This is a genomic window from Streptomyces sp. NPDC088387 (assembly GCF_044753385.1).
Classification (GTDB): domain Bacteria; phylum Actinomycetota; class Actinomycetes; order Streptomycetales; family Streptomycetaceae; genus Streptomyces.
Genome location: NZ_JBIVNC010000009.1, coordinates 151,738 through 178,734, shown reverse-complemented (window position 1 = coordinate 178,734; position 26,997 = coordinate 151,738). Strand labels below are relative to the sequence as shown.

At 70.0% G+C, this 26,997-nt stretch carries 28 protein-coding genes; 9 read left to right on the top strand and 19 right to left on the bottom strand.

Features of this window, described 5'->3' with window-relative positions; translation table 11 throughout:
• Positions 1 to 20 precede the first annotated feature (20 nt).
• Positions 21 to 707 (top strand): helix-turn-helix domain-containing protein, encoded by a 687-nt coding sequence (locus ACIQAC_RS24510; protein WP_402194148.1) that lies wholly within the window; start codon positions 21 to 23, stop codon positions 705 to 707.
• A 74-nt stretch (positions 708 to 781) separates the two neighbouring features.
• Here ACIQAC_RS24510 and ACIQAC_RS24505 read toward each other — a convergent pair whose 3' ends face one another.
• The 14 genes from ACIQAC_RS24505 to ACIQAC_RS24440 all read right to left on the bottom strand — a co-directional run bounded on the left by ACIQAC_RS24505 (position 782) and on the right by ACIQAC_RS24440 (position 14,878).
• The gene (locus ACIQAC_RS24505) at positions 782 to 1,825 is read right to left on the bottom strand and encodes a glycoside hydrolase family 6 protein (RefSeq protein WP_402194146.1); all 1,044 of its coding nucleotides are present in this window, start codon (positions 1,823 to 1,825) and stop codon (positions 782 to 784) included.
• 343 nt (positions 1,826 to 2,168) lie between these two features.
• Entirely contained in the window at positions 2,169 to 2,834 is a 666-nt protein-coding gene (locus ACIQAC_RS24500; protein ID WP_402194145.1) for a class F sortase, read from the bottom strand.
• An 11-nt stretch (positions 2,835 to 2,845) separates the two neighbouring features.
• Positions 2,846 to 3,379, bottom strand: coding sequence for a hypothetical protein (locus tag ACIQAC_RS24495; protein WP_402194144.1), 534 nt, complete (start codon positions 3,377 to 3,379; stop codon positions 2,846 to 2,848).
• Between the two features lie 128 nt (positions 3,380 to 3,507).
• Positions 3,508 to 4,287 carry an HAD-IIA family hydrolase gene (locus ACIQAC_RS24490; RefSeq protein WP_402194143.1) on the bottom strand — a complete coding sequence of 260 codons (780 nt, stop codon included), beginning with the start codon at positions 4,285 to 4,287 and terminating at the stop codon, positions 3,508 to 3,510.
• A gap of 78 nt (positions 4,288 to 4,365) precedes the next feature.
• Positions 4,366 to 5,922, bottom strand: a complete 1,557-nt coding sequence (locus tag ACIQAC_RS24485; RefSeq protein WP_402194141.1) for an alkaline phosphatase family protein — start codon at positions 5,920 to 5,922, stop codon at positions 4,366 to 4,368.
• Positions 5,923 to 5,947: 25 nt separating this feature from the next.
• Positions 5,948 to 7,009, bottom strand: a complete 1,062-nt coding sequence (locus tag ACIQAC_RS24480; RefSeq protein WP_402194140.1) for a 2-aminoethylphosphonate ABC transporter substrate-binding protein — start codon at positions 7,007 to 7,009, stop codon at positions 5,948 to 5,950.
• A 51-nt stretch (positions 7,010 to 7,060) separates the two neighbouring features.
• Positions 7,061 to 7,858 (bottom strand): ABC transporter permease, encoded by a 798-nt coding sequence (locus ACIQAC_RS24475; protein ID WP_402194139.1) that lies wholly within the window; start codon positions 7,856 to 7,858, stop codon positions 7,061 to 7,063.
• The gene (locus tag ACIQAC_RS24470; protein ID WP_402194137.1) at positions 7,845 to 8,762 is read right to left on the bottom strand and encodes a 2-aminoethylphosphonate ABC transporter permease subunit; all 918 of its coding nucleotides are present in this window, start codon (positions 8,760 to 8,762) and stop codon (positions 7,845 to 7,847) included. Before ACIQAC_RS24470 ends, ACIQAC_RS24475 begins: the two co-directional genes overlap by 14 nt.
• Positions 8,755 to 9,807 carry an ABC transporter ATP-binding protein gene (locus ACIQAC_RS24465; protein WP_402194136.1) on the bottom strand — a complete coding sequence of 351 codons (1,053 nt, stop codon included), beginning with the start codon at positions 9,805 to 9,807 and terminating at the stop codon, positions 8,755 to 8,757. The genes ACIQAC_RS24470 and ACIQAC_RS24465 overlap by 8 nt, the downstream gene beginning before the upstream one ends.
• The gene (locus ACIQAC_RS24460; protein WP_402194134.1) at positions 9,807 to 10,505 is read right to left on the bottom strand and encodes an HAD family hydrolase; all 699 of its coding nucleotides are present in this window, start codon (positions 10,503 to 10,505) and stop codon (positions 9,807 to 9,809) included. The genes ACIQAC_RS24465 and ACIQAC_RS24460 overlap by 1 nt, the downstream gene beginning before the upstream one ends.
• Positions 10,506 to 10,512: 7 nt before the next feature.
• Complete coding sequence (locus tag ACIQAC_RS24455) at positions 10,513 to 11,637, bottom strand: TIGR03364 family FAD-dependent oxidoreductase (protein WP_402194132.1); 1,125 nt, start codon at positions 11,635 to 11,637, stop codon at positions 10,513 to 10,515.
• Between the two features lie 151 nt (positions 11,638 to 11,788).
• Positions 11,789 to 12,559 (bottom strand): GntR family transcriptional regulator, encoded by a 771-nt coding sequence (locus ACIQAC_RS24450; protein WP_402194131.1) that lies wholly within the window; start codon positions 12,557 to 12,559, stop codon positions 11,789 to 11,791.
• Positions 12,560 to 12,625: 66 nt separating this feature from the next.
• Positions 12,626 to 13,222 carry an LPXTG cell wall anchor domain-containing protein gene (locus ACIQAC_RS24445; protein ID WP_402194130.1) on the bottom strand — a complete coding sequence of 199 codons (597 nt, stop codon included), beginning with the start codon at positions 13,220 to 13,222 and terminating at the stop codon, positions 12,626 to 12,628.
• Between the two features lie 543 nt (positions 13,223 to 13,765).
• The gene (locus tag ACIQAC_RS24440) at positions 13,766 to 14,878 is read right to left on the bottom strand and encodes an ROK family protein (protein ID WP_402194476.1); all 1,113 of its coding nucleotides are present in this window, start codon (positions 14,876 to 14,878) and stop codon (positions 13,766 to 13,768) included.
• Between the two features lie 137 nt (positions 14,879 to 15,015).
• On the opposite strand from ACIQAC_RS24440, the gene ACIQAC_RS24435 reads away from it, so the two are divergent.
• From ACIQAC_RS24435 to ACIQAC_RS24425, 3 genes are all read left to right on the top strand, one after another.
• Entirely contained in the window at positions 15,016 to 16,113 is a 1,098-nt protein-coding gene (locus tag ACIQAC_RS24435) for a Gfo/Idh/MocA family oxidoreductase (RefSeq protein WP_402194128.1), read from the top strand.
• Complete coding sequence (locus ACIQAC_RS24430) at positions 16,110 to 16,607, top strand: heme-degrading domain-containing protein (protein ID WP_402194126.1); 498 nt, start codon at positions 16,110 to 16,112, stop codon at positions 16,605 to 16,607. The genes ACIQAC_RS24435 and ACIQAC_RS24430 overlap by 4 nt, the downstream gene beginning before the upstream one ends.
• A gap of 217 nt (positions 16,608 to 16,824) precedes the next feature.
• Positions 16,825 to 17,703 (top strand): LLM class F420-dependent oxidoreductase, encoded by an 879-nt coding sequence (locus ACIQAC_RS24425; protein WP_402194125.1) that lies wholly within the window; start codon positions 16,825 to 16,827, stop codon positions 17,701 to 17,703.
• Positions 17,704 to 17,805: 102 nt separating this feature from the next.
• Here the strand turns inward: ACIQAC_RS24425 and ACIQAC_RS24420 are convergent, their stop codons facing one another.
• The 4 genes from ACIQAC_RS24420 to ACIQAC_RS24405 all read right to left on the bottom strand — a co-directional run bounded on the left by ACIQAC_RS24420 (position 17,806) and on the right by ACIQAC_RS24405 (position 20,680).
• On the bottom strand, positions 17,806 to 18,663 hold the full coding sequence (locus tag ACIQAC_RS24420; protein WP_402194123.1) for a fumarylacetoacetate hydrolase family protein: 858 nt from the start codon (positions 18,661 to 18,663) through the stop codon (positions 17,806 to 17,808).
• Positions 18,664 to 18,809: 146 nt separating this feature from the next.
• Positions 18,810 to 19,529, bottom strand: a complete 720-nt coding sequence (locus ACIQAC_RS24415; protein ID WP_402194121.1) for a YidC/Oxa1 family membrane protein insertase — start codon at positions 19,527 to 19,529, stop codon at positions 18,810 to 18,812.
• A 124-nt stretch (positions 19,530 to 19,653) separates the two neighbouring features.
• The gene (locus ACIQAC_RS24410) at positions 19,654 to 19,992 is read right to left on the bottom strand and encodes a DUF6412 domain-containing protein (RefSeq protein ID WP_402194474.1); all 339 of its coding nucleotides are present in this window, start codon (positions 19,990 to 19,992) and stop codon (positions 19,654 to 19,656) included.
• 91 nt (positions 19,993 to 20,083) lie between these two features.
• A complete protein-coding gene (locus tag ACIQAC_RS24405; RefSeq protein WP_402194120.1) occupies positions 20,084 to 20,680 on the bottom strand; it encodes a winged helix-turn-helix transcriptional regulator in 597 nt (198 codons plus the stop codon).
• Between the two features lie 68 nt (positions 20,681 to 20,748).
• Here ACIQAC_RS24405 and ACIQAC_RS24400 point away from each other — a divergent pair, with 68 nt between their 5' ends.
• The gene (locus ACIQAC_RS24400) at positions 20,749 to 22,170 is read left to right on the top strand and encodes an MFS transporter (RefSeq protein WP_402194119.1); all 1,422 of its coding nucleotides are present in this window, start codon (positions 20,749 to 20,751) and stop codon (positions 22,168 to 22,170) included.
• Positions 22,171 to 22,194: 24 nt separating this feature from the next.
• Here ACIQAC_RS24400 and ACIQAC_RS24395 read toward each other — a convergent pair whose 3' ends face one another.
• Positions 22,195 to 22,917, bottom strand: a complete 723-nt coding sequence (locus ACIQAC_RS24395) for a class E sortase (RefSeq protein WP_402194473.1) — start codon at positions 22,915 to 22,917, stop codon at positions 22,195 to 22,197.
• Positions 22,918 to 23,097: 180 nt separating this feature from the next.
• Between ACIQAC_RS24395 and ACIQAC_RS24390 the strand changes: the two genes are divergently transcribed.
• From ACIQAC_RS24390 to ACIQAC_RS24375, 4 genes are all read left to right on the top strand, one after another.
• Positions 23,098 to 24,108: an SEC-C domain-containing protein gene (locus tag ACIQAC_RS24390; protein WP_402194118.1), complete on the top strand. Its 1,011-nt coding sequence runs from the start codon at positions 23,098 to 23,100 to the stop codon at positions 24,106 to 24,108.
• A 100-nt stretch (positions 24,109 to 24,208) separates the two neighbouring features.
• On the top strand, positions 24,209 to 25,417 hold the full coding sequence (locus ACIQAC_RS24385; RefSeq protein ID WP_402194117.1) for a DUF262 domain-containing protein: 1,209 nt from the start codon (positions 24,209 to 24,211) through the stop codon (positions 25,415 to 25,417).
• On the top strand, positions 25,398 to 25,886 hold the full coding sequence (locus ACIQAC_RS24380; protein ID WP_402194115.1) for a HEPN domain-containing protein: 489 nt from the start codon (positions 25,398 to 25,400) through the stop codon (positions 25,884 to 25,886). Before ACIQAC_RS24385 ends, ACIQAC_RS24380 begins: the two co-directional genes overlap by 20 nt.
• A 57-nt stretch (positions 25,887 to 25,943) precedes the next feature.
• Positions 25,944 to 26,966 carry a NaeI family type II restriction endonuclease gene (locus ACIQAC_RS24375; protein WP_402194114.1) on the top strand — a complete coding sequence of 341 codons (1,023 nt, stop codon included), beginning with the start codon at positions 25,944 to 25,946 and terminating at the stop codon, positions 26,964 to 26,966.
• Positions 26,967 to 26,997: the final 31 nt, after the last annotated feature.

Sequence of the window (26,997 nt, the reverse complement as noted above, 5' to 3'; positions counted from 1 at the left end):
TCGGCACTATCGTGGACCGCGTGAGCTCTCTCAACGTGCCGCCTGCTCTTCTGCGTTGGGTGGCTGGGATCGATGTCGCTACGGCGACCGGTTCAGCGGCGGTCGACGTGCCCGATCACGCCACCACACTTCTCCTGCGCAGCGACAGGCGTGAGCTGATCGTCATGGGCCCCCGCACCCGGGCCGCCTATCACGTCGGCGCGCCCAGCCACTCGTGCGTGCGGGTTCGTATGCGGCCGGGTCGTGCCCAAGCCCTGCTCGGCCGTCCGCTGCGTGATCTCGCCGACCGGGCCCTGCCGCTCCGCGAACTGCCGGGCCTGGACGTCGACCAGCTCGCCGTCGATCCGATCGCCGCTCTCGAAGAAGCACTGGCCGATTGGCCGGAACCCCCGGAGCGGCTCGAAGAGGCGGCACGCCTACTGGTCGGTGCCACTGTCGCCACGACCGCGGCCCGGTTGCACATCAGTGAGCGCCGCCTGCACACCCTGTTCACCGCCGGCACCGGCCTGTCCCCCAAGCACTTCGCACGCATCGACCGCGTTCGCGCCGTGCTCGCGGCCGATGCCGGCCAGTGGTCGGACATCGCCGCGACGGCGGGCTACTACGACCAGTCCCACATGACGGCCGAGTTCCGCCACTTCATGGGTGTCCCGCCCGCCGCGTTCACCGCAGGGCGGCGCCCCGCCGCGACTCCGTGCACTGCCTGAGTTCCAAGACCGGCAAAGGAGTCTCCCGGTGATCACAGAGCGTCACAACTCCATGATCACCAGGCCCCGCACCCCTAACCCGGGGTTGTTGCTTGCGCCAGTTTCAGTGCGTACGCCGGCCACCATTCGCCCGCCTTCGGGCCGCCCTTGCATTCGCCGTCTGATTCTCCTGGGCGTTTTACCCAGACGTAGGCGTCGACGAGGGGGTCTGTTGTTTTTGTCGTGGGGGTTTCGCCCAAGGCTCGGCCCGGGGGGTTGCACCAGCGTTCGTTCGGGTCGCCCTCTGTGTAGGGGCCGTTGCCGTTGCGGCTGGTGTCGATGACGAAGGGCTTGTTGCCGGTCTTGGCGGAGAGTTCCTTGCCGTAGGCGACGGAGTCCTGCGTGGTGTAGAAGTTCGAGACGTTGACGGCGAAGCCGTCGGCGCGGCCGACGCCGGCGCGGTTGAGCGGTTCGAAGATCTGGTCGGGGTGGCCCCAGCCGGCGTTGCCCGCGTCCATGTAGACCTTGGTGTTGGGCAGGGCGGTGAGCTTGTCGACCGCGTAGTTGAGGAGGTCGTAGCGCTCCTCGTGGAACTCCTGCGGGGTGCAGCCGTCGACCAGGTGCAGTACCGCGTCGGGTTCGAGGACGACGCTCGCCGCGCGGGAGTCGATGCCCGCGGCCACGCCGTCGATCCAGGAGCGGTAGGCGTTGCCGTCGGCGGCGCCGCCGCCGGAGTACTGGCCGCAGTCGCGGTGCGGGATGTTGTAGAGCACGAGCAGTGCCTCGCGGTCGGCCTTCGCGGCGGCCTCCGTGAATCCGCGGGCCTCGTCCTCGGGGCTCTCCGGACTGATCCACTCGCCCGTCGGATGTTCGGCGATCTTGCGGATCTCCTCGGCCTCGGACTGCTTGTCGTCCTTCTCGTACGACGCGACCTGCTCGGCCGCGTTGCTGTCCGGGTTGACCCAGAACGGGTCCGCTCCCTTGGGCTGCTGGCTGATTCCCGCGCCCGCCCCGTCGTTGCCGTCGCCGTCGTCCCCGGAGGAACATCCCGCGATCAGCAGTACCGCCCCCAGGGCCGCCGCCGACGCCCTCAGGGCTCCGAAGGCAGACACCGACACAGCCACCCTGCCGCTGTACATCCAACTCCCCCTTGGGTGCACTGTTCCAAGTCTCAATCCTGACATACGTGCCGGTCCGCCCACGAGGCCGCACCTGCGATGGTCCCAGACCTGTTACCCGCAGGCCGGGCCGCGACGCCGCCGAGGTCTAGGCCCTCGCAGCGATCCGTTCTAGAGTCGTGCCGAGCCGACCCCGGGCCCTCGGCCCCAGGCCCGGTCGGCTCCATCCGCCGTGGCTCCCCCGACCTCCCGCGTTCCGTGCCGGGCCACTCCCGCGACCCGGCGCGCGCGGTCGAGGGCCTGCCCGGTCGGCGGCGTCGGGGGAGCAGGTCGTCGACCGGGCCAGGCACACCGGCACGGGCGCCTACAGGTCGGTGCCCGTGAGATACGCCGAGACGATCACGTTGGCCGTGTAGCTGCGGGTCGCCCGGTCGAAGGTGCCGCCGCAGGTGATCAGCCGGAGTTCGGCGCGGCCGGTCTCACGGGGGCCGTAGGCCTGCTGGGCGTCGAAGTGGTCGCGGGCGACGACCTGGACATCGTCGACGGTGAACTCGGCGACCCGGCCGTCGTCGCGGACCACCCGGACCCGTTCGCCGGGCTGCAAGGTGCTGACCTTGTAGAAGACCGCGGGCCGGGTCTCGGTGTCGACGTGGCCGACCATCAGCGCGGTGCCGGCGGCGCCGGGTTTGACGCCGGCCGCGTACCAGCCGACGACGCCCGCCTGGTCGTAGGGCGGCGGGTCGACGGCGCCGTCCCGGTCGAGGCCGCGGGCGACGACCGGGGCCTGGACGCCGATGCCGGGGATGTCGATGCGCTGCGGGCCGGCGGCGCGCAACGGGGCCGCCGCGGGCGGGAGCCGGTCCTGGGCGGGGCGGCCGACGGCGGCGATGTCGCCGGTGGTGGGCGCGGATATGCCGTGGTGGACGTCGGTGGCCTCGCGGCCCCACAGCCACAGCCCGGACAGGAGTACCAGCCAGGCGACGCCGGTGAGCAGGCGCGCGGTGCCGGAGGTGCGTTCTCGGTGGGACATGGGTGGTTCCGTCACTGGGTGCGGCGGCTCTTGCGGCTGCCGCGCAGTATGACGGCGACCGCGGCGGCGCCCGCGAGGAGCAGGCCGGTGATGGCGTGGGCGGTGCCGGGGCCCTCACTGTCGGCGTCGTCCGCCGTGGCGAGATGGGCGGCGGTGCCTCCGCCGCCCGCGTGGACCGGGGCGGTGGGTGAGGCGGGCGCGGACGGCTCGGCGGAGGAGCCGGAGACCTTGATGCTGCCGCGGGCCGTGCGGTCGGCGCAGGTGATCGTCACGTCGTAGGCGCCGGACTTCAGCGAGGAGCGGATCATCGTGTCGCCGGTGAGGGTGCCGTCGGCGCCGGTGAGGCGGGCCTCGGAGACGAACGCCGGGGAGGCCGCGGTGGCGGTCGTGCCGTCGCAGCCGGTGACGCGCAGGGCGATCTCGCCGCCGGGCGCGGGGGACGACGGGCTGATGGAGACGGCCCCGTCCGCCGCGTGGGCGGCCGGGGCGGTGAAGGCGGCGACGGCCAGAAGGCCGGTGCCGAGAGTGACGTGCCAGGAACCCATCGTGAACCTCCAGACAACTGGAGACTCCCCCGCGCGACCGGACCCCGCATCCTCAAGCGGGGTCCGGCTGCGCCGTACGGGTGGAATCGGGTCGGCCGGAGGTTTCACGGCCGGTCGCGGCGCCCCGCTCAGACGAGGTCGACGAGGTCCGCGATGGAGTCCACGACCTGCGACGGCCGGTAGGGGTAACGCTCGATGTCCGCGTCCGTGCTCAGGCCGGTGCGGACGAGGAACGTCACCATCCCGGCCTCAAGGCCCGCCAGGACATCGGTGTCCAGGCGGTCGCCGATCATCGCGCTGGACTCGGAGTGCGCGCCGATCGCGTTCAGGCCGGCCCGCATCATGAGCGGGTTCGGCTTGCCGACGAAGTAGGGCTTCTTGCCGGTCGCCGCGGTGATCAGCGCCGCGACCGAACCGGTGGCAGGCAGGACGCCCTCGGGCGAGGGGCCGGTCTCGTCGGGGTTGGTCGCGATGAACCGGGCGCCGTTGTTGATGAGCCGGACGGCCTTCGTCAGCGCCTCGAAGGAGTAGGTGCGCGTCTCGCCGAGGATGACGAAGTCGGGGTCCGTGTCGGTGAGGACGTACCCGATGTTGTGCAGGGCCGTGGTGAGGCCCGCCTCGCCGATCACGTAGGCGGAGCCGCCGGGCCGCTGGTCGTCGAGGAACTTGGCGGTCGCGAGGGCGGAGGTCCAGATGTTCTCGACCGGCACGTTCAGGCCCATACGGGCGAGTCGGGCGTGCAGGTCCCGCGCGGTGTAGATGGAGTTGTTGGTGAGGACCAGGAAGGGCTTGCCGGAGTCGCGGAGGCGCTTGATGAAGGCGTCGGCGCCGGGGATCGGCACACCCTCGTGGATCAGCACTCCGTCCATGTCGGTGAGCCAGGACTCGATGGGCTTGCGGTCTGCCATGTGCGTCGATCACTCCTGGTCCGTACGTACGTGAGCGGGGGCGCCGGAACCGCGCCGTACCGACGCCCCCCAGAGTAGTCAGGAAGCCGTGATCGTGACCCCGTCGATCACCCAGTACCAGTTGTTGGAGCCCGTGTAGCGGAACCGGAAGCCGACGCTGGAGGCGCCGGCCGGGACCGGGACGGTGACGGACTGGGGCTGGGAGATCACGTCGGAGGTGTAGGACTTCACGACGGCCGGGGTGCCGCCGTTGAATGAGGCGAGGATCTGCGCGGTCTGGGCGCCCTCCTGGCGGTAGAAGGTGGTGAAGTCCAGGCGGACGTTCGCCTTCCCGGTGACGTTGTGGGCGGGGGTGACGAGGGTGGAGTCGTACGTCCCCGAGAAGCTCTTGTCGGCCCACTCGTCGGAGTCGGCGACCGCGAACACACCCCGGGCGCGGACGTTGAGTTCGCGGGACTGGTCGCGCTGGGTGCGGGACCAGAACTCGTCGGTGGCGAAGGACCAGCCCCGCCACTCGGTCATGCCGCCGGTGCCCATGGCGTTGTTGACGACGGACCAGCCGCTGGGCGCGGTGTGGGTGAAGCCGAGGACCGAGGCCGGGATGCCGGTCTCGTCGACGCGCGCGGTGAGCGAGCCGTGGAGGCTGTCGAAGGGGTCGGCGGAGCGCTGCTGGACGGGCTTGCCGTCCAGGCCCCACGCCGGGTCGGCGGCGATGCCGAGCTGGTGCAGGACGGTGGGTACGACGTCGACGAGCCGGGTGTCGATGGGGCGGGCGCCCGCCGCGATACCGGGCCCGGTGGCCAGCACGAAGGTGCGCCGCTCCTCGATGGCGGAGCCGCCGTGGCCGCCGCCGTCGGTGTGGCCGTGGTCGGTGGAGACGATGACGGTCCAACGCTCGCCGGCGTAGGAGGGGCGCGCCTGGATTGCTGCGCGCAGCCGGCCGACGAAGGCGTCCTGTACGGCGATCTGGTCGAGGTAGGCCTGACTGGCGGCGCCGGAGTTGTGGCCGACGATGTCGGACTGGCCGAAGTAGACGAACAGCACGTCGGGGTTCTGGTCGCGGATGACGGACTCGGCCTCGGCGGCGATGGTGGCGTCGTGCTGGACATAGCCGTCGGCGTCACCGTCGAGCACCAGCTTGGCGTCGGCGCCCGGGGTGACCGTGCCCTGGGCGTCGAGGGGCTTCCAGTCGAGGGCGGCGTAGGTGGAGAGGCCGGGCCGGACCTGCGCGAGCCGGGCGAGCAGGCCGGGGTAGCGGGTGTAGTTCTTGCCGGCGAAGGTGTTGTCCTTGACGCCGTGCTTGTCGGGCCAGACGCCGGTGGAGAGGGTGGACCAGCCGGGCCCGGACGAGGTGGCGGCCATCGGGTTGGCGTACAGCAGCGAGGTGCCGTACGTCCCTTCCCGCATCATCGCCTTCAGGTGCGGGGCGTTGGCCGCGTCGATGCGGTCGTGCCGCAGCCCGTCCATCCCGATGACCAGCACCTTGTCCTTGCTGATGCCGTTCGGGAGGGTGGGGGCGGCGGAAGCGGCGGAGGTGGCGTGGGCGGCGGGGGTGGCGGCGGCGCCGAGGGCGACGGCTGCCGCGGTGGTCGCGGTGGCGGCGAGGACGGTGCGGCGGTTCGGGTGTGACGTCACGTGATCCTCCGGAGGACGGGGCGGGTCAGCTGCCGGTCGCGGACTTCCAGGCGTCGACGTACCGGGTGAGGTTCTTGTCGATGTCGGTCCAGTCGGGCTCGAAGATCTCGACGCCCTCCATGACCTTGGTGAGCGCGATCGCGGTCTGATCGGTGGCCTTGACGTCCTTGCGGGAGCTGAATCCGCCGCCGATGCCGCTGACCTGCGCCTGCGCCTTCTGTCCGAGCATGTGGTCGAGGAGCTTCCTGCCGTTCTCGCTGTGCGGGGCGCCGTTGACGAGCCCGGCCGCGTACGGCAGCGCGAAGCTGGTGGGCCTGCCGCCCTCGGGGGCGGGGAACCACAGGCCGATGTTGGGCATGGTGCGGGACTGGGCGTAGCTCATCTGGACATCGCCGTTGGCGACGTGCAGTTCGCCCTTGTCCACCTTGGGGCCGAGCTTGCCGGTGGAGGCGGACGGGCCGACGTTGTTGGCCTGGAGCCTGCCGAGGTAGTCCATGGCGGGCTGCTCGCCGCCGAAGTCGTGCATCGCCTTGATGACGACGGCCGTGCCGTCACCGGCGACACCGGGCGTGGAGTACTGGAGCCTGCCCTTGTACCGGGGGTCGAGCAGGTCCTCCCAGGTGGTGGGGGCCTGCTTGAGCTCCTTCTTGTTGTAGATGAACCCGAAGTAGTTGTTGACGACCGAGGTCCAGGTGCCGTCGGCGGCCTTGTCGGCACCGCTGACCTGGTCGGCACCGGCCGGTGTGTACTTCGCCAGCAGGCCCTTGCCGTCGGCCTGCTGGATGAACGGCGGCAGGGTCACGAGCACGTCGGCCTGCACGTTGTTCTTCTCGCGGACGGCACGCTGGACGACCTCGCCCGAACCGCCCTCGACGTACTCGACCTTGATCCCGGTCTCCTTCTCGAAGTCCTTGAAGATCCGGTCGTACCAGCCGTCGCCGCTCTCGCCCTTGAGTCCGTCGGCGCTGTAGACGGTGACGACGTCCGCGTCGGAGGCGGCGGAGTCGCCGCCGCACGCGGTGAGGGAGCCGGCCAGGGCGAGGCTGCCGAGGACGGCGGCGATCGGCTTGAGCTTCTTTGTGGGCATGGCGAGATGAACTCCTTGCGCGACAGGACGGAAAGACGGGTGGGCTGACGGCTATCGGTAGGCGGCGCGGGTGCGGACGCGGGAGACGGCAAGCAGCACCAGCAGGGTGGCCGCCATGAGGACCACGGCGACGGCGGAGCCGACGAACAGGGCGCCGCGGTCGGTGGCCGCGTAGATCAGGACCGGAAGCGGGGTCCAGTCGGGCGGGTAGAGCATCATCGTGGCGCTCAACTCGCCCATGGACAGGGCGAAACAGAGCCCGGCGGCCGCGGTCAGGGACGGCAGCAGCAGGGGCAGCCTGACCCGCCACAGGACGTGGGCGGGCCGGGCGCCGAGGGAGGCGGCGGCCTGCTCGTACGCCGGGTCGAGGCGGGTGAGGGCGGCGGACACCGACTGATGGGCGAAGGCGGTGACCAGTACGGCGTGGGCGACGATCACGATCCAGCGGGTGCCGTTGAGCAGGAACGGCGGCTGGGAGAACGCCACCAGGATCGCCAGGCCGACGACGACCGAAGGCACGGCGACCGGCAGCACGAACAGGGCGTCCACGACCCTGCGGTACCGCGGCTTCAGGGCGGCCGCCGCGAGCGCCGCCCAGGTGCCGGCGGCCAGCGCGAGCAGACTGGCGGTGAGCGCGGTGACCAGGCTGGTGGTGAGCGCCTGGAGGGCCTCGCCGCGGGTCGCCGCGCGGAAGTTGGAGAGGGTGAAGTCCGAGGGCAGCGCGCTCGACCAGTGGGTGGCGAAGGACGCGCCGAGGACGACCAGCAGGGGCAGCGCGAACAGCGGCAGGAAGAGGACGAAGAACACCGTCCATACGGCCCACCTGGCCTTGTTGCTATGCACCAGCACGGCGGCTCACCACCCGGTAGAGGCCGTACAGCCCCACGGAGATCAGGACGTTGACAACGGCGACCACACACGCGCCCGGGTAGTCGGACTCCAGGATCGCCTTGCTGTAGACGAGCGTCGGCAGGGTCGTGACGCCCTTCGCCCCGGTGAACAGGACGATGCCGAACTCGTTGAGACACAGCACCAGGACCAGGCTGCCGCCCGCCGCGAGCGCCGGGAGCGCCTCGGGCAGGATGATCCGCCGGATGATGCGGGGTGCCTTGGCGCCGAGTGAACTGGCCGCTTCCAGTTGGGCGGTGTCCAGCTGGGAGAAGGCCGCGAGCAGGGGGCGTATGACGAAGGGTGTGAAGTAGGTGATCTCCGCGAGGAGTACGCCCCAGGGGGTGGTGAGGAACTGGAAGGGGCCTTCGGCGGCCCCGGTGGCGTCCGTCCACAGGCCGTTGGCCATGCCTACCGAGCCGTAGACGAAGAGCAGGGCGAGGGTGATCAGGAAGGACGGGAAGGAGAGGAAGACGTCGATGAACTTCGACACCGCTTTGGCGCCGGGGAAGGGCACGAAGGCGATGATCAGGGCGAGCGTGAAGCCCAGGGCGAGGCATCCGGTGGTGGATGCCACCGCCAGCCACACCGTCGTCCACAGGGCTTCCCGGAATGCCTCCGAGGCGAAGACGTCCGTGTACGGCTGGATGGATGTGCCACCCGTGTCCGGCTGGAAGGACTGCTGGACTACGAGGGCGAGGGGGTAGAGGAAGAAGAGGGCCAGGAGGGCGATCGGGGGGAGGGTCCAGAGCCAGGTACTACGGGTGCGGGTCCGTTGGGGCTTGTCGCGCCCACGCGGCGGAGCCGCAAATGTCACAGCCCCGCGCCCCTTCTCGGCGATGACCAGCCCGGCATTGTCAGTCATCGCCGCTCACTCCTGCTGTGAGCAGCACGGCGTCCTCGGGGGCGAAGTGCAGGGTGACCGCGTCTCCGAGCGCCGGGGGGTCTCTCAGCTCGCGCAGATCCGCCAATACGCGGTGTCCCTCTACGTCCACCAGGAGGCGGTGTGTGGCGCCGCGCCACTGGATTTCCTCCACCTTGCCGGTGAGGCGATTCGGGCCTTCTTCTCCGAGGGCGATGAGATGCGGACGTATGCACAGCGTTGCCCTTGTGCCGGTCGCCGCCGTGGACGTGGCGACCTTCAGCTTCGTACCGCCGAAGGCCACCCCGTCCGAACCCACCGTCACCGGCAGCAGGTTGGCGTTGCCGACGAAGGACGCGGTGAACTCGTTCGCGGGGGCCCGGTACAGCTCGCGGGGGGTGCCGCAGGACTGGAGGCGGGCCTTGTCCATGACCGCGATGCGGTCGGCGAGGGTGAGTGCCTCGACCTGGTCGTGCGTGACGTACAGGATCGACACGTGGGGCAACTCCCGGTGCAGCCGCGCCAGTTCGGCGAGCATGCCCGAGCGCAGCTGTGCGTCGAGTGCGGACAGCGGCTCGTCGAGGAGCAGTACGTCCGGGCGGATGGCCAGTGCCCGCGCGATGGCGACGCGCTGCTGCTGGCCGCCGGACAGCTCACGGGGGTGGCGCCGCGCGTAGGCCGCCATGCCGGTCATCTCCAGCGCCTCGGCCACCCGTTCGCGGATCTCGGACCTGGCGACCTTGCGGGCCCTGAGCCCGAACGCCACGTTGTCCTCGACCCGCATGTGCGGGAACAGCGCGTACTGCTGGACGACCATCCCGATGCCGCGCCGGTGGGGCGGCAGGTCCGTCACGTCCCGGTCACCGAGGAACACCCGCCCGGCCACCGGCCGTACGAACCCGGCGACCGCCCGCAGCGCGGTGGTCTTGCCGGAGCCGGACGGGCCGAGCAGGGCCATCACCTCGCCGGGGGCGACGGTGAGGTCGAGGGAGTCCAGGACGACGTTGCCGTCGTAGGCGACCGTGACCGAGTCGAAGCGGATGCCCATCAGCCGGCCCCCCGGAGGAGGCCGGGGAGCGCGGCGACCGAGTCGAGGACGTGGGTGGCGCCCGCCGCGTGGAAGGCGTCGTCGCCGTGTGCCCCGGTGCGTACCCCGGCGACCAGTCCCGCTCCGGCGCGGACGCCGGTGAGCACGTCGTACGAGGTGTCGCCGACGACCGCGATCTGACGTACGTCGTCGGCGGCCTTGGTCCGCAGGAACGCCTCCAGGACCATGTCCGGGAAGGGCCGTCCGCGTCCGCCGGCGTCGGCCGGGCACAGGGTGAGCGGGACCAGGTCCCGCCAGCCGAGCGCGTCGAGGACGGCGTCCTGGGTGACCCGGGCGAATCCGGTGGTCAGGACGGCGGTACGGCCGCCCGCGAGGAGTTCCTCGATGGTCTCGCGCGCGCCGGGGACCGGGGCGACACGGCCGGCGTCGACGAGTTCGCCGTAGGCCTTCTCGAAGGCGGTGTTGGCGCGCTGGGCGAGGGTCTCCTCGCCGAACAGGTGGCGGAACACGGAGATCTTTGACTCGCCCATGGTGGCGCGGACGTAGTCGAGTTTCCGTGTGTGGTCGGGGCTGCCCGGCTCTACGCCGAGTTCGGCGGCGGCCCGTTCAAAGGCCTGCTCAACGAGGCCGCCGTCGGCGACGGTGGTGCCGGCCATGTCGAGGACGATCAGTCGGATGTCGTGGTTGGCCATGGTCATACGGGTCTCACCAGCCCAGTTCGTCGGCGGTCGTCTCGGCCATCGCGGGCGAGCAGGTCATGCCCCGGCCGCCCGGCCCGGTCACCAGCCACACCCCGTCGCGCACCCGCTGCCGGTGGACGACCCGGCCGGGCTCGGTGCACTGCGCGTACACCCCCGCCCAGCGGCGCCTGATCCTCGGCAGCGGACGGCCGAGGAAGGACTCGGCGATCGAGGCGAGGTGCTCGTAGGGGTCCTCGACGGTGTCGAAGGCGAAGGGGTGTTCGTACTCGTGGGTGTCGCCGATGGTGAGCGAGCCGTCGGCGCGCTGGACCATCAGCAGCTGCATCCGGTGCTCCGCCGCCGTGGCCGGCTGCGGCTGTCCGGCGTTGAGCTCGTCCAGGGCGGGCGAGGCGTAGGCCGGGTAGTAGCGGAAGCTGTCGGCGTCGGCGACCGAGGTGGTCATCGGCTCGTCCAGCGGGTCGGTCTGCATCATCTGGAGGCGGACGCGGCGTACCGGCAGTTCGGGTCCGGCCAGTTCGCGGACGAGTCCGCCGAGCCAGGCGCCCGTGCAGAGCACGACCATGTCGCCGTGGTGCACGTCGCCGTGGTCGTCGCGCACGGCACGGTCGCCGACCACCTCGCGGATCTCGCGGCCCGGCAGGAAGGTGTAGCGCGGCGACTTCAGCAGTTCGGCGCGGAGCGCGAGCTGGGCGGTACGGGGTTCGACGGCGGCGTCGCGCTCGCAGTAGAGCGCCGCGTCGAACTCGCCGCGCAGGGCGGGGTTCACGGCGCGGGCCTCGCCGGGCGTGAGCAGCTTGTAACCGCGGGAGGCGGCGTCCGCGCGGGCCACGGCGGCCTCGGCGACGGCCCGCTCCAGCTCGCCCCTGACCAGGGTCAGCGAGCCGTTCGGGCGGAAGCCGAGGGCCGGGATCCGGCCACCGATCTCCGCCCACAGCTCCCGGGCGCGCAGGGCGGTCTCCAGCTCCGGGCCGGATGCGCGTCCGCCCACCCAGACCAGGCCGAAGTTGCGCAACGACGCGCCGCGGGCCTCCGCCTCGCGCTCGATCTGTACGACCTCGTGGCCGCGTTCCACTGCGTGCCAGGCGTGCATGGTTCCCATCACGCCGGCTCCGACGACTGTCACTCTCACGGCGGCAACGCTCCTCGTGCTCCAGTAACCGGAAGGGTCCGGCTGACAACGAGAGGGTGAACGAGCCATCAAGTTTGGGCTAGACCCGTTATCGTTTCGTGATCGAGGAGGGGTGTGGATAGGGGATGAAAACGGGTGATCGGGGGACGGCTCAGGAGGCGGGTTCGTTGCCCCGCAGATGTGTGGTGAAGGAGAAGCGGTCGCCCCGGTACAGCGACCGCACCCGCTCCAGCGGCCGGCCCGCCGTGTCCCGCGAGACGCGGTGGATCAGCAGCATCGGCAGCCCCGGCGGCGTCCCCACGAGGAGCGCCTCGCGCGGGGTGGCCAGCACGGTCTCCAGCCGCTCGTCGGCGTCGCCGAAGCCGATGCCCTGGGTGTGGAGGTAGGCGTAGAAGGAGGAGTCGGGTTCGAAGTCGGTGTCCAGACCGGGGACCCGCTCGACCGCGATGTACGTGCTCTCCAGGCCGACCCGTTCGTCGTCCGCGAGCAGCACCCGCTCCAGGTGCCAGACCGGCTCGCCGCGCGTCAGCCCGGTCTCGGCGGCCAGCGCCTCGGGGCACGGGAAGCGGTCGAGCGTGACCAGGTTCCGCCCCGGGGTACGGCCCTGCCGGCGCACACCCTCGGTGTAGCTGGCGAGCGAGAGCGGCTGCGCCAGCTTGGGTCCGGCAACGACCGTGCCGCGGCCCTGGCGGCGGAGCTTGCCCTCCAGAAGCAGTTCGCGCAGCGCCTGGCGCACGGTCTCGCGGGCGACGTCGTACCGCTCGGAGAGATCGCGCTCGGTCGGCAGCAGGTCCCCCTCAGCCAGTTCTCCGACGAGCCGGTCGAGCCGCGCCTTGACCGCGTAGTACTTCGGGATGCGGCCGTGCTCCGGGATGCCGTGGCGGACGGGGGCGCCGGGGGCCTGGTCGTTCGGGTAGTCCACCCAGGGATCGTGCCAGACGGAGGGGGGTGATCCGGCGTCGCCTCCGGGTGAGCGGCGCCCGGTCGCTCAGCGGCGCCTGCGTGCGAGCAGGAGCGTGCCGCCCGCGACCAGCAGGACACCGGCGACGGTGAGGGCGGTACGCGGACTGCCGAGTCCGGTACGGGCGAGCTCGTCGGCGAGGGTGACGCGGCCGTCGGCGTCGGAGGGCTCGGGGGTGGGTACGGCGGAGGGGTCCTGGTCGGCGGGGGGCTCGGTGGCGGAGTCCGTGCCGGAGTCGGTGTCGGTGTCGGTGTCCGGGTCTCCGTGGACGGCGAACCGGTAGTCGTTCGACTGGCCCACCCAGTCCCCGTCGTTGTCCTGGCGCTGCACCACGGCCGCACTGGCGGTGACCTCGTTGGCCACGGCGTCGGAGGTGACGGAGAGCCGCACCTTGACGCGGGTGGTGGCCCCCGGGCCGACGGTGAACCCGGCGAAGTCGCCCGCCTCGAACGCCCCGACCAGCTCGTCCTCGTCGGTCGTCTCGAACCGCACGGGGTGCGGGTGGCGTCCCGCGTAGAACTCCAGTCGCGGCTGAGCGGCCTTCAGCGCCCGCGCCTCGTCGACCAGCACCACAACAGGGTGGATGTTCGCGCACGTCCGGTCGGTGGTGTTGGTGACGTCCACGAACCAGGTCCCGAACCCTCCACCGGCGTCATAGGAATCGGGCCCCCCGTGAATCCGGGTGACCAGCGGAAACTCCCGCCCACCGAAGCCGGCACAGGAGGGGGCGGCGGAAGCGGGGGCAGGGACGGGCAGAAGAACGGCGGCTGCGGCGAGGCAGAGGGCGGCGGGGGTAACCAGTCGCATAAACACATGACCTTGCCGCCCCAAGGTCCGACGACGGAGCCGCCACACGGCAGAGAGGAGGAACCCCGCCCAATCGGCGGACGCGCACCGACACCCTGCACACGCAGGGGTCGCCTACTGATCGGGGGCGCGCGAGCCGCCGTCGGGGGCGCGGGGAACTGCGCGTCTTTCTGGGGGCGCGGGGAACTGCGCGTTTTTAGGGGCGCGGGGAACTGCGCATTCTTTAGGGGGCGCGGGGAACTGCGCATCTCTTGGGGGCGCGGGGAACTGCGCATTCTTTAGGGGCGCGGGGAACTGCGCGACAAGCCACGACGGCGCCGCACCCACACTCAACCGACAGACCCCCACCCCCCACCCCCCTCAAACCCCCCGCCCAAACACCGGCGCCAACAACAACTGCGCCGCCCCCTCAGCCACCCCCCACACCCCACCAGAAGCCACCCGCACATCCGTCCCGGCCCCACACACCGCCGCCCCAACCCCCCGCAGAAACACCTCCGGCGCCCCGGAAACCGTCCGCCCCCCGAGCAACACCACGTCAATGTCCAGCAGGGACACAAGATTGGCGGCCCCCACCCCCAACACCCGCGCAGCCTCCCCCACATCCCCCCGCCCCACGGCGGCAAGACACAGCACCTCGATACACCCCCGGTTCCCGCAGGAACACCGAGGCCCGTCGAGCTGGATCACCTGATGCCCGAACTCCCCGGCCCCGGTCCGCGCCCCCCGATGAACCACCCCGCCGATCACCAGCCCCGCCCCCAACCCCGTACCAAGATGCAGATACGCGAACGACCGGGCCGTACCCCCCACTGCCAGCCTCAGCGCAGCGGCATTCGTGTCCTTGTCGACCACCACCGGCACCCCGAGCCGCTCAGCAAGCGCGTCCCGCAACGGAAAGCCGTCCCACTCCGGAAACCCGGTGACCCGGTGCAGCACGCCCCGACTGTGATCAAGCGGCCCAGGCAGCGCGACCCCCACACCAAGCAGCGACCCAACACTCTCCCGGTCACCGACCCCCACCCGGCCACCCACAACCTCACCAACCGCCCGCCCCACGCCCGCCACCACCGCATCCGCCCCGGCCCCCAGATCCAGCGCCGACGACGACTCCCCCACCACCCGCCCGGTGAGATCGACCAGCACGGCCCGCAGCTCGTCCCGGTCGAGATGCACCCCGACCGCATGCCCGGCCCCCGGCACCAGCCGCAACACCGTCCGCGGCTTCCCCCCGGTGGACGCCCGCCGCCCCGCCTCCGCGGCGAGCCCGTCCCCCCGCAGCCGGGCGGTGATCTTACTGACGGCCTGCGGCGTGAGCCCGGTCCCCTCCGCGAGCTCCAGCCGGCTGATCCCGTCCGCACCGGCCGCCCGCAGCAGATCAAGCACCAGCGCGGCGTTGTGGCTGCGCAGGGCGAGCAGATTGACGCCCGCACCGCTCGCCCCCCGCGCCCCGCCGTCCGCGTCCACGCCCATGCCCCTCTCCGCTACCGCCACTGACACCGGCACCGCCGCCGCCGTCACTGTCGCCGTCACCGTCGTGACCCAGCCTTTCACCACCCCATTGTCCTCCGCGCTTGCACTTTGGCAACAGCGTTGCGAAAGTGGGAGCCATGACTGGTACGACTGGCACTCCGACTGGCACTCCCCTCCGCGCAGGCCTCGTCGGCTACGGCCTCGCGGGTTCCGTCTTCCACGCCCCGCTGATCGCCTCCACCGAGGGCCTGACGCTGGACACGGTGGTCACCTCCAACCCCGAGCGGCAGGAACAGGCCCGCGCCGAGTTCCCGGACGTCCGCACGCTGGGCACCGTGGACGAGCTGTTCGACCGCGCGGACGAGCTGGATCTGATCGTCATCGCGTCGCCGAACAAGACCCATGTCCCGCTCGCCACGGCCGCCCTGAAGGCCGGTCTGCCGGTCGTCGTGGACAAGCCGGTCGCCGGCACCGCGGCCGAGGCGCGCGAGCTGGCCGCGCTGGCGGAGGAGCGCGGGCAGCTCCTCTCGGTCTTCCAGAACCGCCGCTGGGACAACGACTTCCTCACCCTGCGCAAGCTGATCGCCGAGGGCGAGCTGGGCGAGGTCTGGCGCTTCGAGTCCCGCTTCGAGCGCTGGCGCCCGCAGCTGAAGGGCGGCTGGCGCGAGTCCGGCGACCCCGCAGAGATCGGAGGTCTGCTGTACGACCTCGGCAGCCACGTCGTCGACCAGGCCCTCGCGCTCTTCGGCCGGGCCGCGTCGGTCTACGCCGAGTCGGACGCACGGCGCCCGGGTGCCCGTACCGACGACGACACCTTCATCGCGATCACCCACACCAACGGCGTCCGCTCTCACCTCTACGTCTCCGCCACCACGGCCCAACTCGGCCCGCGCTTCCGGGTGCTGGGCTCGAAGGCCGGCTATGTGAAGTACGGCCTCGACCCGCAGGAGGCGGACCTGCGCGACGGAAAGCGCCCCGGCACGAGCGGCGGCGACTGGGGTACCGAGCCCGAGGACCTGTGGGGCCGCGTCGGCTCCGGCGAGTCCCCGCTGACCGGCGGCGGCCGCCCCGAGCCCACACTGCCCGGCGACTACCCCGCGTACTACGCCGCGATCGCCGCCGCCCTGCGCGACGGTTCCCCCAACCCGGTGACCGCGCTGGAGGCGGCCGCCGCCCTCGACGTACTGGAGGCGGCCCGCCGTTCGGCCCGAGACGGAGTGACGGTAACGCTGTGACCAACCACGACAAGCCCGAACTGACGCCCACGGTCGAGGAGCTGGAGGCCCAGGAACGCCGTCTGGTGTTCCGGGCGTTCACCCACGACGACGCCTGGGAGCTCGGCTCCCTGCTGGTACGGCTGGCCACCGAGCGGCAGGCGCCGGTCGCGATCGACATCCACCGCGCCGGCCAGCAGCTCTTCCACGCCGCGCTGCCGGGCTCCACTCCGGACAACGACGCCTGGATCGCCCGCAAGCGCCGGGTGGTGGAGCGGTACGGCTCGGCGTCGTACCTGGTCGGGACCCGGTTCCGGGCGAAGGGCAGCACGTTCGAGGACTCCTCGCGGCTCGACCCGGATCTGTACGCGGCGCACGGCGGTTCGTTCCCGATCACCGTCGCGGACGTCGGTGTGATCGGCGCGGTGACGGTGTCGGGTCTGCCGCAACTGGCGGACCACAAGATGGTGGTGGAGGCGCTGGAGCAGTTCCTGGACGCGCGCGGCCTACTCTGATCGCCTGATCCCGTCACCCGACGCCTGATCCCGTCTCCCGTCACCCGTCACCCGTCACCCGTCACCCGTCACCCGACGCCCGACCCCGGCCCCCCGACCCCCGACCCCCGACCCCCGAGAGTCCAGGGCCGTTTCCCTCCAGGGGGAATCTTCCGGGCGGTCCCTCCCGTTGGCACAGCCGTACCGGCCGTCATGCCAACCGGAGGGATCGGACCCGATGAACAACGAGGCACTGGGCACGCTGAAGCAGCAGGTCGGGCGCTATGGCATCTGGAGCATCGGGCTGCGCTCGGAGGACCCCGACCGCCGTACCGAACTACGGGAGGCCGCCGCCGAGTTGGAGGCGCTCGGCTTCGGCGCGCTGTGGCTCGGCGGCAACACCACCGCCGCGCACGCCGCGCCCCTCATCGAGGCCACCAAGAGCCTCGCCGTCGGCACCAGCATCCAGAGCATCTGGCAGCACGAGGCCGCCGCCTCCGCCGTGGACTTCGCCGACCTGGAGACGGTCCACCCCGGCCGGTTCGTGCTGGGTCTCGGCGTCAGCCACGCCAGGCGCGCGGACCAGTACGGCCGCCCGTACGCGGCGCTGGTCTCCTACCTCGACGCCCTCGACGCGGCCGGGCTGCCCGCCGAGCGCCGGGTCGTGGCGGCACTGGGCCCGAAGATGCTGCGGCTGGTCTCGGAACGCGCGGCGGGCTCGATCCCGTACCTGGTCACTCCGGAGCACACGGCCGCCGCCCGCGAGATCCTGGGCGAGAACGCCCTCCTGGCACCGGAGTTGAAGGTCGTCCCGAGCACGGACCCGACCGAGGCCCGCGCTCTCGCCCGCCCGTTCCTCGCCCCGTACCTGGGCCTGCCCAACTACACCAACAACTTCCTCCGCCACGGCTTCACGGAGGACGACCTGACCAACGGCGGCAGCGACCGCCTGGTCGACGCGGTGTTCGCCTGGGGCGACGACACCCGCATCCGCACCCACATCAACGCGTTCCTGGACGCGGGCGCGGACCACGTGGCGTTGCAGGTGGTGGACGGATCCCCGAGAGAGACCCTGCCACTGAACACATGGCGCCACCTGGCAGAACTCCTGGCCTGAACTCCACCGGTGCGATGGGCCCGCAGGGCCCTCCTGAGGGGCGCGGGGAACTGCGCGACCAGCCACGACGGCGCCGCACCAACCCACGCCCCCCGCGGAGCGCTACGCCTGCTGGAACTCCTGCCGCTGCCGCCCCAGCCCCTCGATCTCCAACTCCACAACATCCCCACCCCGCAGATACGGCTTCGGCTCGGCATGCCCCAAGGCAACCCCCGCCGGCGTACCCGTGTTGATGACATCCCCGGGATACAGCGTCATGAAGTGACTGAGATACCGCACGACCTCCGCCACGGAGAAGATCTGCTCCGCCGTACTGCCGTCCTGCTTCAGCTCACCGTTGACCCAGAGCTTCAGCGACAGCGCCTGCGGATCCGGCACCTCGTCCGCCGTCACGAGCCACGGCCCGAGCGGGTTGAACGTCTCGCAGTTCTTCCCCTTGTCCCAGGTCCCGCCGCGCTCCAGCTGGAACTCCCGCTCGGAGACGTCGTGCGCCACCGCGTACCCGGCGACATGCGTGAGCGCCTCCTCGGCGGACTCCAGATAGCGGGCCGTACGTCCGATGACCACGGCCAGTTCGACCTCCCAGTCGGTCTTCTCCGACTTGCGGGGCACGAGGACCGTGTCGTTCGGCCCGACCACGGTGTCCGGCGCCTTGAAGAACAGCACCGGCTCGCTCGGCGGCTCGGCGCCGGTCTCACGGGCGTGGTCGTGGTAGTTCAGCCCGATGCACACCATCTTGCCGATCCGCGTCAGCGGCGGCCCGACACGCAGCCCGGTCGCGTCCAGCACGGGCAGCTCACCGGTGCCGGCGGCGGCGCGGATCCGCTCCAGCGCCGCATCGTCCGAGAGCAGCGCCCCGTCGATGTCGGGCACCAGGCCGGACAGATCACGCAGTACACCCTCGGCGTCGAGCAGCGCGGGCCGCTCCGCCCCCGCCGTACCGACTCGCAGCAGCTTCATGGTCACTATCTCCCTCGATCGCGGGCACTCCGCCGACGCGTGCGGTCATCGGAGGACTGGTCGATCCTCCAAGGTCACGGTCCACTCCGCAATACCCGGTTCATCTACTGGACCGTAGCCTCGCGCACCGGGGCGTAAGCCCGGCGTCAGCGATAGAGCGCGGCCCGCTCGACGGCGCTCCACGTGGTGCTGGTCACCACGTACAGCGCGGCGGCGAGCGGCACCACGGCGACGGTGACCAGCGTGAGGAACGACATGAACGGCATCGCCTTCGTCACCGCCCCGAGCCCCGGCATCTGCTCGCCGCCCCCGCCGAGGGCCACGGCCCCGCCCGAGTCGGCCATCATCCGCTTGGTACGCCGGTAGTTGAACGCGGCGACGCCCGCCACGAACAGGAACAGTGCGACGTAGACCAGCCCCGCCCCGCCGAGCACGCCGTCGCCGGCCAGGGCGTCGGACCAGCGGTCGCCGAGGGGCGCGCCCAGCAGGTCGTGGCCGAGGAGCGCGTTCGCCTCGCCGCCGATCGTGGTGCTGGAGAACAGGTGGTAGAGCAGGAAGAAGGCGGGGAGTTGGAAGAGCCCCGGCAGACAGCCGGCCAGCGGCGAGACCTTCTCCTTGGTGTGCAGTTCCAGTACGGCCTGCTGGAGCCGTTCGGGGTTGCGGCTGTGCTTCCTGCGGAGTTCGGCGATCTTCGGCTGCAACTGCTTGCGCGCGTTCTGGCCACGCGCGGAGGCCCGGGACAGCGGATGCACCAGCAGCCGGACGAGCATGGTGAACAGGATGATCGCGGCGGCTGCCGCGGAGGCGTGGAACAGGGGCTGGAGCAGATCGGCGAGCCGCTCGACCAGTTGCGCGAAAACGGACATGGGTGAGCCCTCCGTGGGTCTCGTCGTGCCGGGAGGTCCCGGGGATTCCGGGACGGATGTGTCGGCATGACGACCCGCGCGGGCAGGCTCGGACGAGGGTGATGGTGATGGTGCGGTGAGTGCCCTACGCGACGGTCGTCAGGAGGGCACGTCCGGGCGCTCGGGGACGTCTGCGCCCCTTGGCGTCGGGATCACGCTGCGGCAGGAAGGCCGTACGGCGGTCCCGGTCCCGTATCGCCGTACGTACGCGCGTCGGTGGCACCGCGGGCGCGCAGCGCGAGCCGATCAGTGCGCAGACGGCGAGCGCGGACCCGGCGGTGGCGGTCGCGGCGAGCGCGACGGTGACGGCCATGGAGAGACCGCCGCCGTCGAGGAGGGCGAACTGGAGAAGCAGGAGGACGGGGAGGAGGAGTGCGGTCGGCCGGCGCAGGGCGGGGCGTGACGGGACGCGGTCGTGGATCACGGACACACCCCCCTCGTCCTCACTCTCGCCGGCTGGACGGAACTCGCCTGCGCCGGACTGCCTACACCGGACTCGCCTACACCGGACTCGCCTACACCGAACTCGCTTGCACCGAGCCGGCCTGCGCCGGACTCGACCCCACCGGACTCTCCTTCACCGCGCCCGCCGGGTCGAGCCCGATCGGCTGGAGCAGCCGCTTCGGTGTCAGCAGCGCGCGGCTGACCGGATCCGCCGGGTCCGGGTCGAGTCCGGGACCCGGTGTCATCTCAACGTCCGGGACCGGCACAACGGTTCCGCAGGTGGGACATTCGCCGTAGGAGCCGAGTTCGGTGCCGCAGTCGGCGTGCCGGAAGACCCGCAGGACCGGCTGGTCGAAGTGCCCGGTGCCCCAGCGGCCGAGCGAGCGCAGCACCGGCCACAGCGCGACGCCGCGCTCGGTGAGGACGTACTCGTCGCGCGGCGGCGACTCCTGGTACCGGCGTTTTTCGAGGATGCCGTCGGCGGTGAGGTTCTGGAGGCGGGCGGCCAGGACGGCGCGCGGGATGCCGAGGTGGACGAGGAAGTCGTTGTAGCGCCGGACGCCGTAGAGCGCGTCGCGGATCACCAGGAGGGTCCAGCGTTCGCCGACGACCTCCAGCACGCGCGCGATGGTGCACTGCTGTGTTCCGTAGTCCTTGCCCAGAGCCATAGGCCCACTGTAACCACTTTACCGGGAGTAGGTTCAATGACCGAACTTATAGTGCTACGGTTTCCGCCATGACCAGGTTCAATGAACGAACCCTCGAAGGCGGCGGCCTCGATGGCGGCAGCCTCGAAGCACGTACGGTCGAGGAGGCGCCCGCTCCTGGAGCCGCACCCGCGGGACCGGTGCCGAACGCCCGCGCCACACTGACCCTGACGAGCGCCGCCACCGCCGTGGCCCTCATGACGTACACGGCGCCGATGGTGACGCTCGCGGACACCGCCGCCGCGCTGCACACCGCCCCGTCGGCCCAGGCCTGGCTCCTGAACGGCACCCCGCTCGGCCTCGCCGCGCTCCTCCTGGTCGCCGGCACCCTCGCCGACGACTACGGCCGCCGCCGTGTCTTCCTGGTCGGCACACTGGCACTCGGCCTCACCACCGCGCTCGGCGCCTTCTCGACCACCACATGGCAGTTCACGCTGGCCCGGGTCGCCCAGGGCGCGGCGAGCGCGGCTCTGCTGGCCAGCGCGCTCGGCCTGATCGTGCACGCCTTCCCGGACCCGCGGGCGCGGCTGCGCGCGACGGGCGTGTGGGGCGCGTTCGTCAGCGGCGGTATCGCGGTGGGCCCCCTGCTGAGCGGCGCCCTGCCGGACTGGCGCTGGGTGTACGCGGTGCTGGGCGCCGCGTCCGTGCTGGTGGCGGCGCTGGGGCTGCGTTCGCTCGCGGAATCCCGCTCTCCGCGCGGAGGCCGGCCGGACCTGCTGGGCGCGGTGACGTTCGGCCTCGCGCTCGTCGCGCTGGTCGCGGCGCTGACCCTGGGCCGGGACGGCTGGCTGCGCGCGCCGGTGGGGCTGCTGCTGCTCGCGGCCGTGGTGCTGGTGACGGTGTTCGCGGTCGTCGAACGCCGGGTGAAGGTCCCGATGATCGACCTGGGCCTGCTGCGGCGGCCGCGCTTCCTGGCCTCATCGGCGGGCGGTCTGTTCACGGGCCTGGCGGTGATCGGCCTGTTCAGCTTCCTGCCGACGGTGCTGCAACGTTCCCTCGGGATGTCCGCGCTCGCCTCGGCGTGGCTGCTGCTGATCTGGTCCGGCCTCTCCTTCGCGGTGGCGCTCCAGGCCCGCCGGCTGCACGGCCGGGTCTCCGCCCGCCACCAGCTCACCATCGGCTTCATCCTGCACCTGGTCGGCGTGCTGACCATGTGGGGCGCGATCGACGCCGGTTCCTGGGCCCGTCTGCTGCCCGGCCTGATCCTCGGCGGCGTCGGCGCCGGCCTCCTCAACGCCGCCCTGCCCGGACTCGCCGTCGAGTCGGTCCCGGCCGGCCGCGCGGCGATGGGGTCGGGCGCCCAGCAGACGTTCCGCTACGTCGGTTCCTGCGCGGGCGTGGCCCTGACGATCGCGATCGCGACGGTGCCGGGCGGCGGGATCGACCTGGCGCTCGCGGTGTCGGCGGGCTTGGCGGCCGTGGGGGCGGTGGGGGTGGCGGTGTCCCGGTGAGAAGGGTCCCTCCTGGGCGGGCTCTCAGCGTGGCCGCATGGAGCTGAGCTTCGCCCACACGATCAGCCGGTGGGCGGAGCTGTACTCCGGGGTGCAGGTGGTGAGGGTGAGGTAGTACCCGGGTTCGCGATAACCGGCGTCGGGGTGGACGAGGCTGCGGGGCACCGGCCGGACGACCCCGTCGTCACGGGGCGAGGTCTCCCGGAGCCCCTTGTCGACGACGTACGTGTAGAAGGCGTCCGCGGTCTCGACGCCGATCTCGTCACCGCGCGTGAGGCGATCGACGTACCGGAACGGCTCACCGTGTGTGTTCCGGTGCCCCGCGAGCGCGAAGTTCCCGGCCTGGCCGGGCTGTTGGGACGACGGATAGTGCCCGACGTACCCCTTGTCGAGCACACCCTCCTTGCCGACGCCCTCGGCGACGGGGACGCGGAGGCCGAGGCGGGGGATGGAGAGGATGGCGTAGGCGTGGCGGGGGCTCGCCCTCGTGCCGGAAATCCCCCCGGATCCGGCACGCGGCACCCCCGCGACACCGGCGCCTTCGTCGGCCCCCACCCCTGGCTCCCTCACCCCCGGCTCCCCCGCACCGGCCGTCCGCCACCCCTCCTCCAACCGCTCGACACCCCGCGCGGCAATCCCCTTGGCCTGCCGGTTGGTCCACCAGAGCTGATGGACGACGAGCAGCAGCAGTACGACCCCGACGGTGACGAGGATCTCGCCGCAGGCCCAGACCCCGCGCCGCAGCACAACACCCGGCCGTACGCGGCACCCGGCGTCCCGCTGGGCGGCCGGAACATCCCGATACCCCCCATCCACCCGGTCTGGGTACGACGGAAACCGGCCCCAGCGGTGCCCAATCCCCCCTCTCCGGCCCCCCGGCCAGCGGAAACCTCTCCTTCGTAACCGCTCGGCAGTACGGTGTCCCCCATGCGCCCCGACACGCCAGCCGAAAACGTCGACCACCCCGCCGAAGCGGCGCGCCTGGAGCGAACCGCCGGCCTGTATCCCGAGGACTCCGAAGCCCTGCTGCTGAGGGCCGCGGCCCACCGGGAACTCTCCGGCGACCGCCCTGCCGCGACAGCCCTCTACGACCGCCTGCTCTCCTCCGGCACCACCTTGGAAGACCCCCTCCTGGTACGCGCGCTCAAGGCGTCGAACCTGTGGGAGTACGGCCATGAGGCCGAGGCCAGGGCCATCATCGACGGCCTGCGCGCCGCGGCACCCCGCAGTGCCGCGCCCTGGCTGATCATCGCGGAGTCACTGGAGTCGCACGACGAGCTGGAGGCGGCGCAGGAGGCCTTCACGGAGGGCGCGACGCAGCTGCTGGGCGGGTCCGCGGAGCCTCCGCAGGCGACCCACCCGCTTCTCTTCGGCCGTCACCGGGTCCGCCGCATGCTGGGCCTGGCGCACGACGACTGGGACACCCTGGCTGACACGCTCCACTCGATGCCGGTCTCCCTGGACGAACTGCACGACCCGAAGCGCGTCTGGTCGCTGGGTTCGGACAACCCGGCGGAGCTGGAGGCGGAGATCTCCCGCCTGCGCGCGGAACTGGGCGCGTACCGGGAGGCGTTGTCCCGCCCGTATCCGGTGGCGATGCTGCACTGGCCGGCGCGGGAACTCACCGAACTCCTGACGGCGTACCCGCCGCTGGCGTCGGAGTACCCGTCCCACGAGGACCACCTGGCGACCATAGAGTCCTCCCTCCGCGAACTCGCCGCCTCCGGCACCCCCAACCTCGGCATCGTCACAGGCACGGTCCCGTCCTACGAGGCCTTCGCGGCCTCGGAATCCACCCCACCGGACGACCCCACCCTCCTCCCCCAGTACGCGACCACCCTGGCAGCCCGAGGCCGAGCAACGGCTTGGCCACCGGAGCCGGGAGCAACGTGCTGGTGCGGCTCGGGCCGGAATTATGGGGAGTGTCACGGGGTGTAGAGGCGACTCCGGCTCGGGGTAAAGAGTCGCCCCGATTCGCGTGTCGGCCGTTCTCGTCACGACCCACCTGAACGTCGTTGCCTGAGCTTAGAGTTGGACCATGACAGACGACGTCTACAGTGCATCCGACACAGAGCCTGGAAGCGACGACCCCGCAGAGAGCCTGGTCACCGAAGATTCTGAGGTTGTTGACCCCGAATCCGAAGAAATCGAATCGGCACCGATCCATGCCGACGACGCTCTTCGCTACTTCGGGGCCGACTTCGATGTGGATGGGCTTGTCAAACGGCTGGACAACGGGACGTTCATAATCCCCACGTTTGAGCCGCTAGCAGAAGATGACATTGCCGGGTTCGAAGGTTTTCAGCGTGGTCTGGTCTGGAAGAAGAAGCAGATGGACCGCTTTATCGAATCCATCCTTCTAGGCTACCCAGTCCCAGGAGTATTTCTCGTAGAATTGACGGATCGCCGCTACCTCGTCCTAGACGGACAGCAACGTCTGACCACCCTTCAAGCCTTCAAGCACGGAAAGTATTGGTCGACACGCGGCGCCAGTAAATTTTCCCTTCGGTACGTTGGCGACGAATTCAAGGGACACACATACGCAAACTTGGAAGCCAAATCACAACGCCTGTTCGACAATACCTTCATCCAAGCAACCATTGTTGTACCGAAGGGCGCCGAGGGGAAGCGGGGGATCTATTCCCTATTTGAGAGGATTAACAGCGGAGGAACAAATCTAAAGCCCCAGCAAATCCGGGTCGCACTCTATGCTGGCGCCACCGTAAACTTCGTCCGCGACTTGAATCAGGACTCGAACTGGCGAAGCCTTTTTGGCCCGCATAATCGCGACCTGAAAGACCACGAGCTGATCCTTCGGGCCATCTCGCTGATGCCGTCCGCCCAGGGCTTCCATAACTTCCGACCGCCTATGGCCACGTTCCTGAATAACTACCTCGGCGTCCACCAAGAGCAGCTTCCGCCGGACGCCGATGGAATCCGGATGCGCTTCTCCAGAGCAGCACAGCTCCTCAATCAAGCTCGCGGACGAGACGCTCTGAGGATCCGCGGCACACAAGTTAATGCTGCACACACTGATGCGGTTCTCGTCGGCCTCATGACCGCCCTAAAGGAGAAAGAGGGACTGACGTCCGACGATGTCGACTCCGCATTGTCTGTTTTGCTCACCAGTACCAGGTACCAGCTTGCAGTGTCCGAAAGCACCTCACACAGCGAGCAGGTGAGTGCCCGAATCCGTCTCGCCGCCAGGGCATTTCAGGGGGACCCACTTGCCGACGAGCAAGAGTAATGCCAGAAAACAGATCCTGGCCATGAAGTCTGACCTTGACGCTGCCTACAAAAGGTATCGCGAAGGTCTGACACAGATGGAAATATCTCTGCAAGAAGACCTGCACAAGTACATGTGCATACGCCTGTCGGGCTACTTGGAACAGTTAATGTTCGAGGCGATATCTGGTTTTATGGCCACCTCCACCGGAGGTCCTGCACGAAACTTTAGCCTGTCCTTCTTCAAAAAAGCTCCTAACCTAAATCCCGAAGCGCTCGAGAAGCTTATTGGCAGATTCGGTGACCCGTGGGATGCAGAGATAGCAGATTTCCTGAACAAGGATGAGCGTAGAAACTCCTTAGGAAAACTACTTGAAGTCCGGAACAAGGTGGCTCATGGGCAGAGCTACCGCGGGGGCCAGATGAACGTGGCCAACTATAAAGAACTTGTTGATGCGATTCATTCATGGGTCGTAGACAGAATGTTGTAGCCTGCGCTTACTCAAGCCCTGCGTAACCTCACACACTGCTTTCATTCAGGGAATAAAATGCTCCCATTCGAGGAAGAATCGGATCTACAAGCTTCCAAGTGGATCGGAAATCAAGAGCTGCTGAAAGAAGACGCTGCACTCAAGAAGGTAGCCGAGCATATCCGTTCCCTCGACCCGTCTGGGGAGAGGTTTGCCTCCGTTCTGCGCGACACCATAGATCAATTGCTTAACGGAGAGGTCACAGGACGGTACGCATGGCAGCAGCTATTCAAGACTGAGAAGACACATGCAGGGACGCTTGTTGAGATTAACCTCCAGCGTGAGTTCAAGTTCGCGGATGGCGGTGACGTGGGCGAGCACGGCCAGCACCCCATGGACTACCGCATCCTAGGAATAGACGTGGACTGCAAGTTCTCCCAGACTTTTGGCGGATGGATGATCCCACCCGAGGCAATCGGGTACCTCTGCCTTCTTGTGTGGGCAGACGACATCAAAAGCAAATGGAGTGCCGGCCTGTTCCGAGTGCAACAGGAGTGGCTCAATACCGGCAGCAACCGTGATAAAAAGTTGACATTGAAAGCAGAACATCGCGGGGACAAGGTTCTCTGGCTCTGGCGCAATGCCGAACTCCCAGTAAATGTCCTCCTACATCTGCCTGAGACTACCCGTAGCAAAATTCTGATCGATGGCCCGCGTCAGGGGCAAAAGCGCGTTATCGAACTGTTTCGAAGGGTTCAGAATCGCCGCATCGGTCGAGGTGCTGTACGTACTGCGGCGCAGCAACTCGACTACATGGCCCGGCTGCGGGAGGGTAAGAACAGAGCTCGGACCGTGCTGAGAGAAGAGGGCATCGTGATTGCCGGCCCCTACGGTAAGCATCAGGAAATTGCCCGTCAGATCGGCGCCGAGGTGCCCCAGCGGGGTGAGTTTGTAAGCTTCCGCGTGGCCGAAGCCGCACCGCAGCACGGCGACCGGCCACGCGTCGAGCTGGAGGGGCGACACTGGGTTCTTGCAGGGCCGGACGACCCTGTGGTGACGGCGCCACGCCTTCCCAAGATCTCCGGCGAGGAAGAACTCTGATCAGTCAGGCAGCGATCGGGATGGAGTCGAC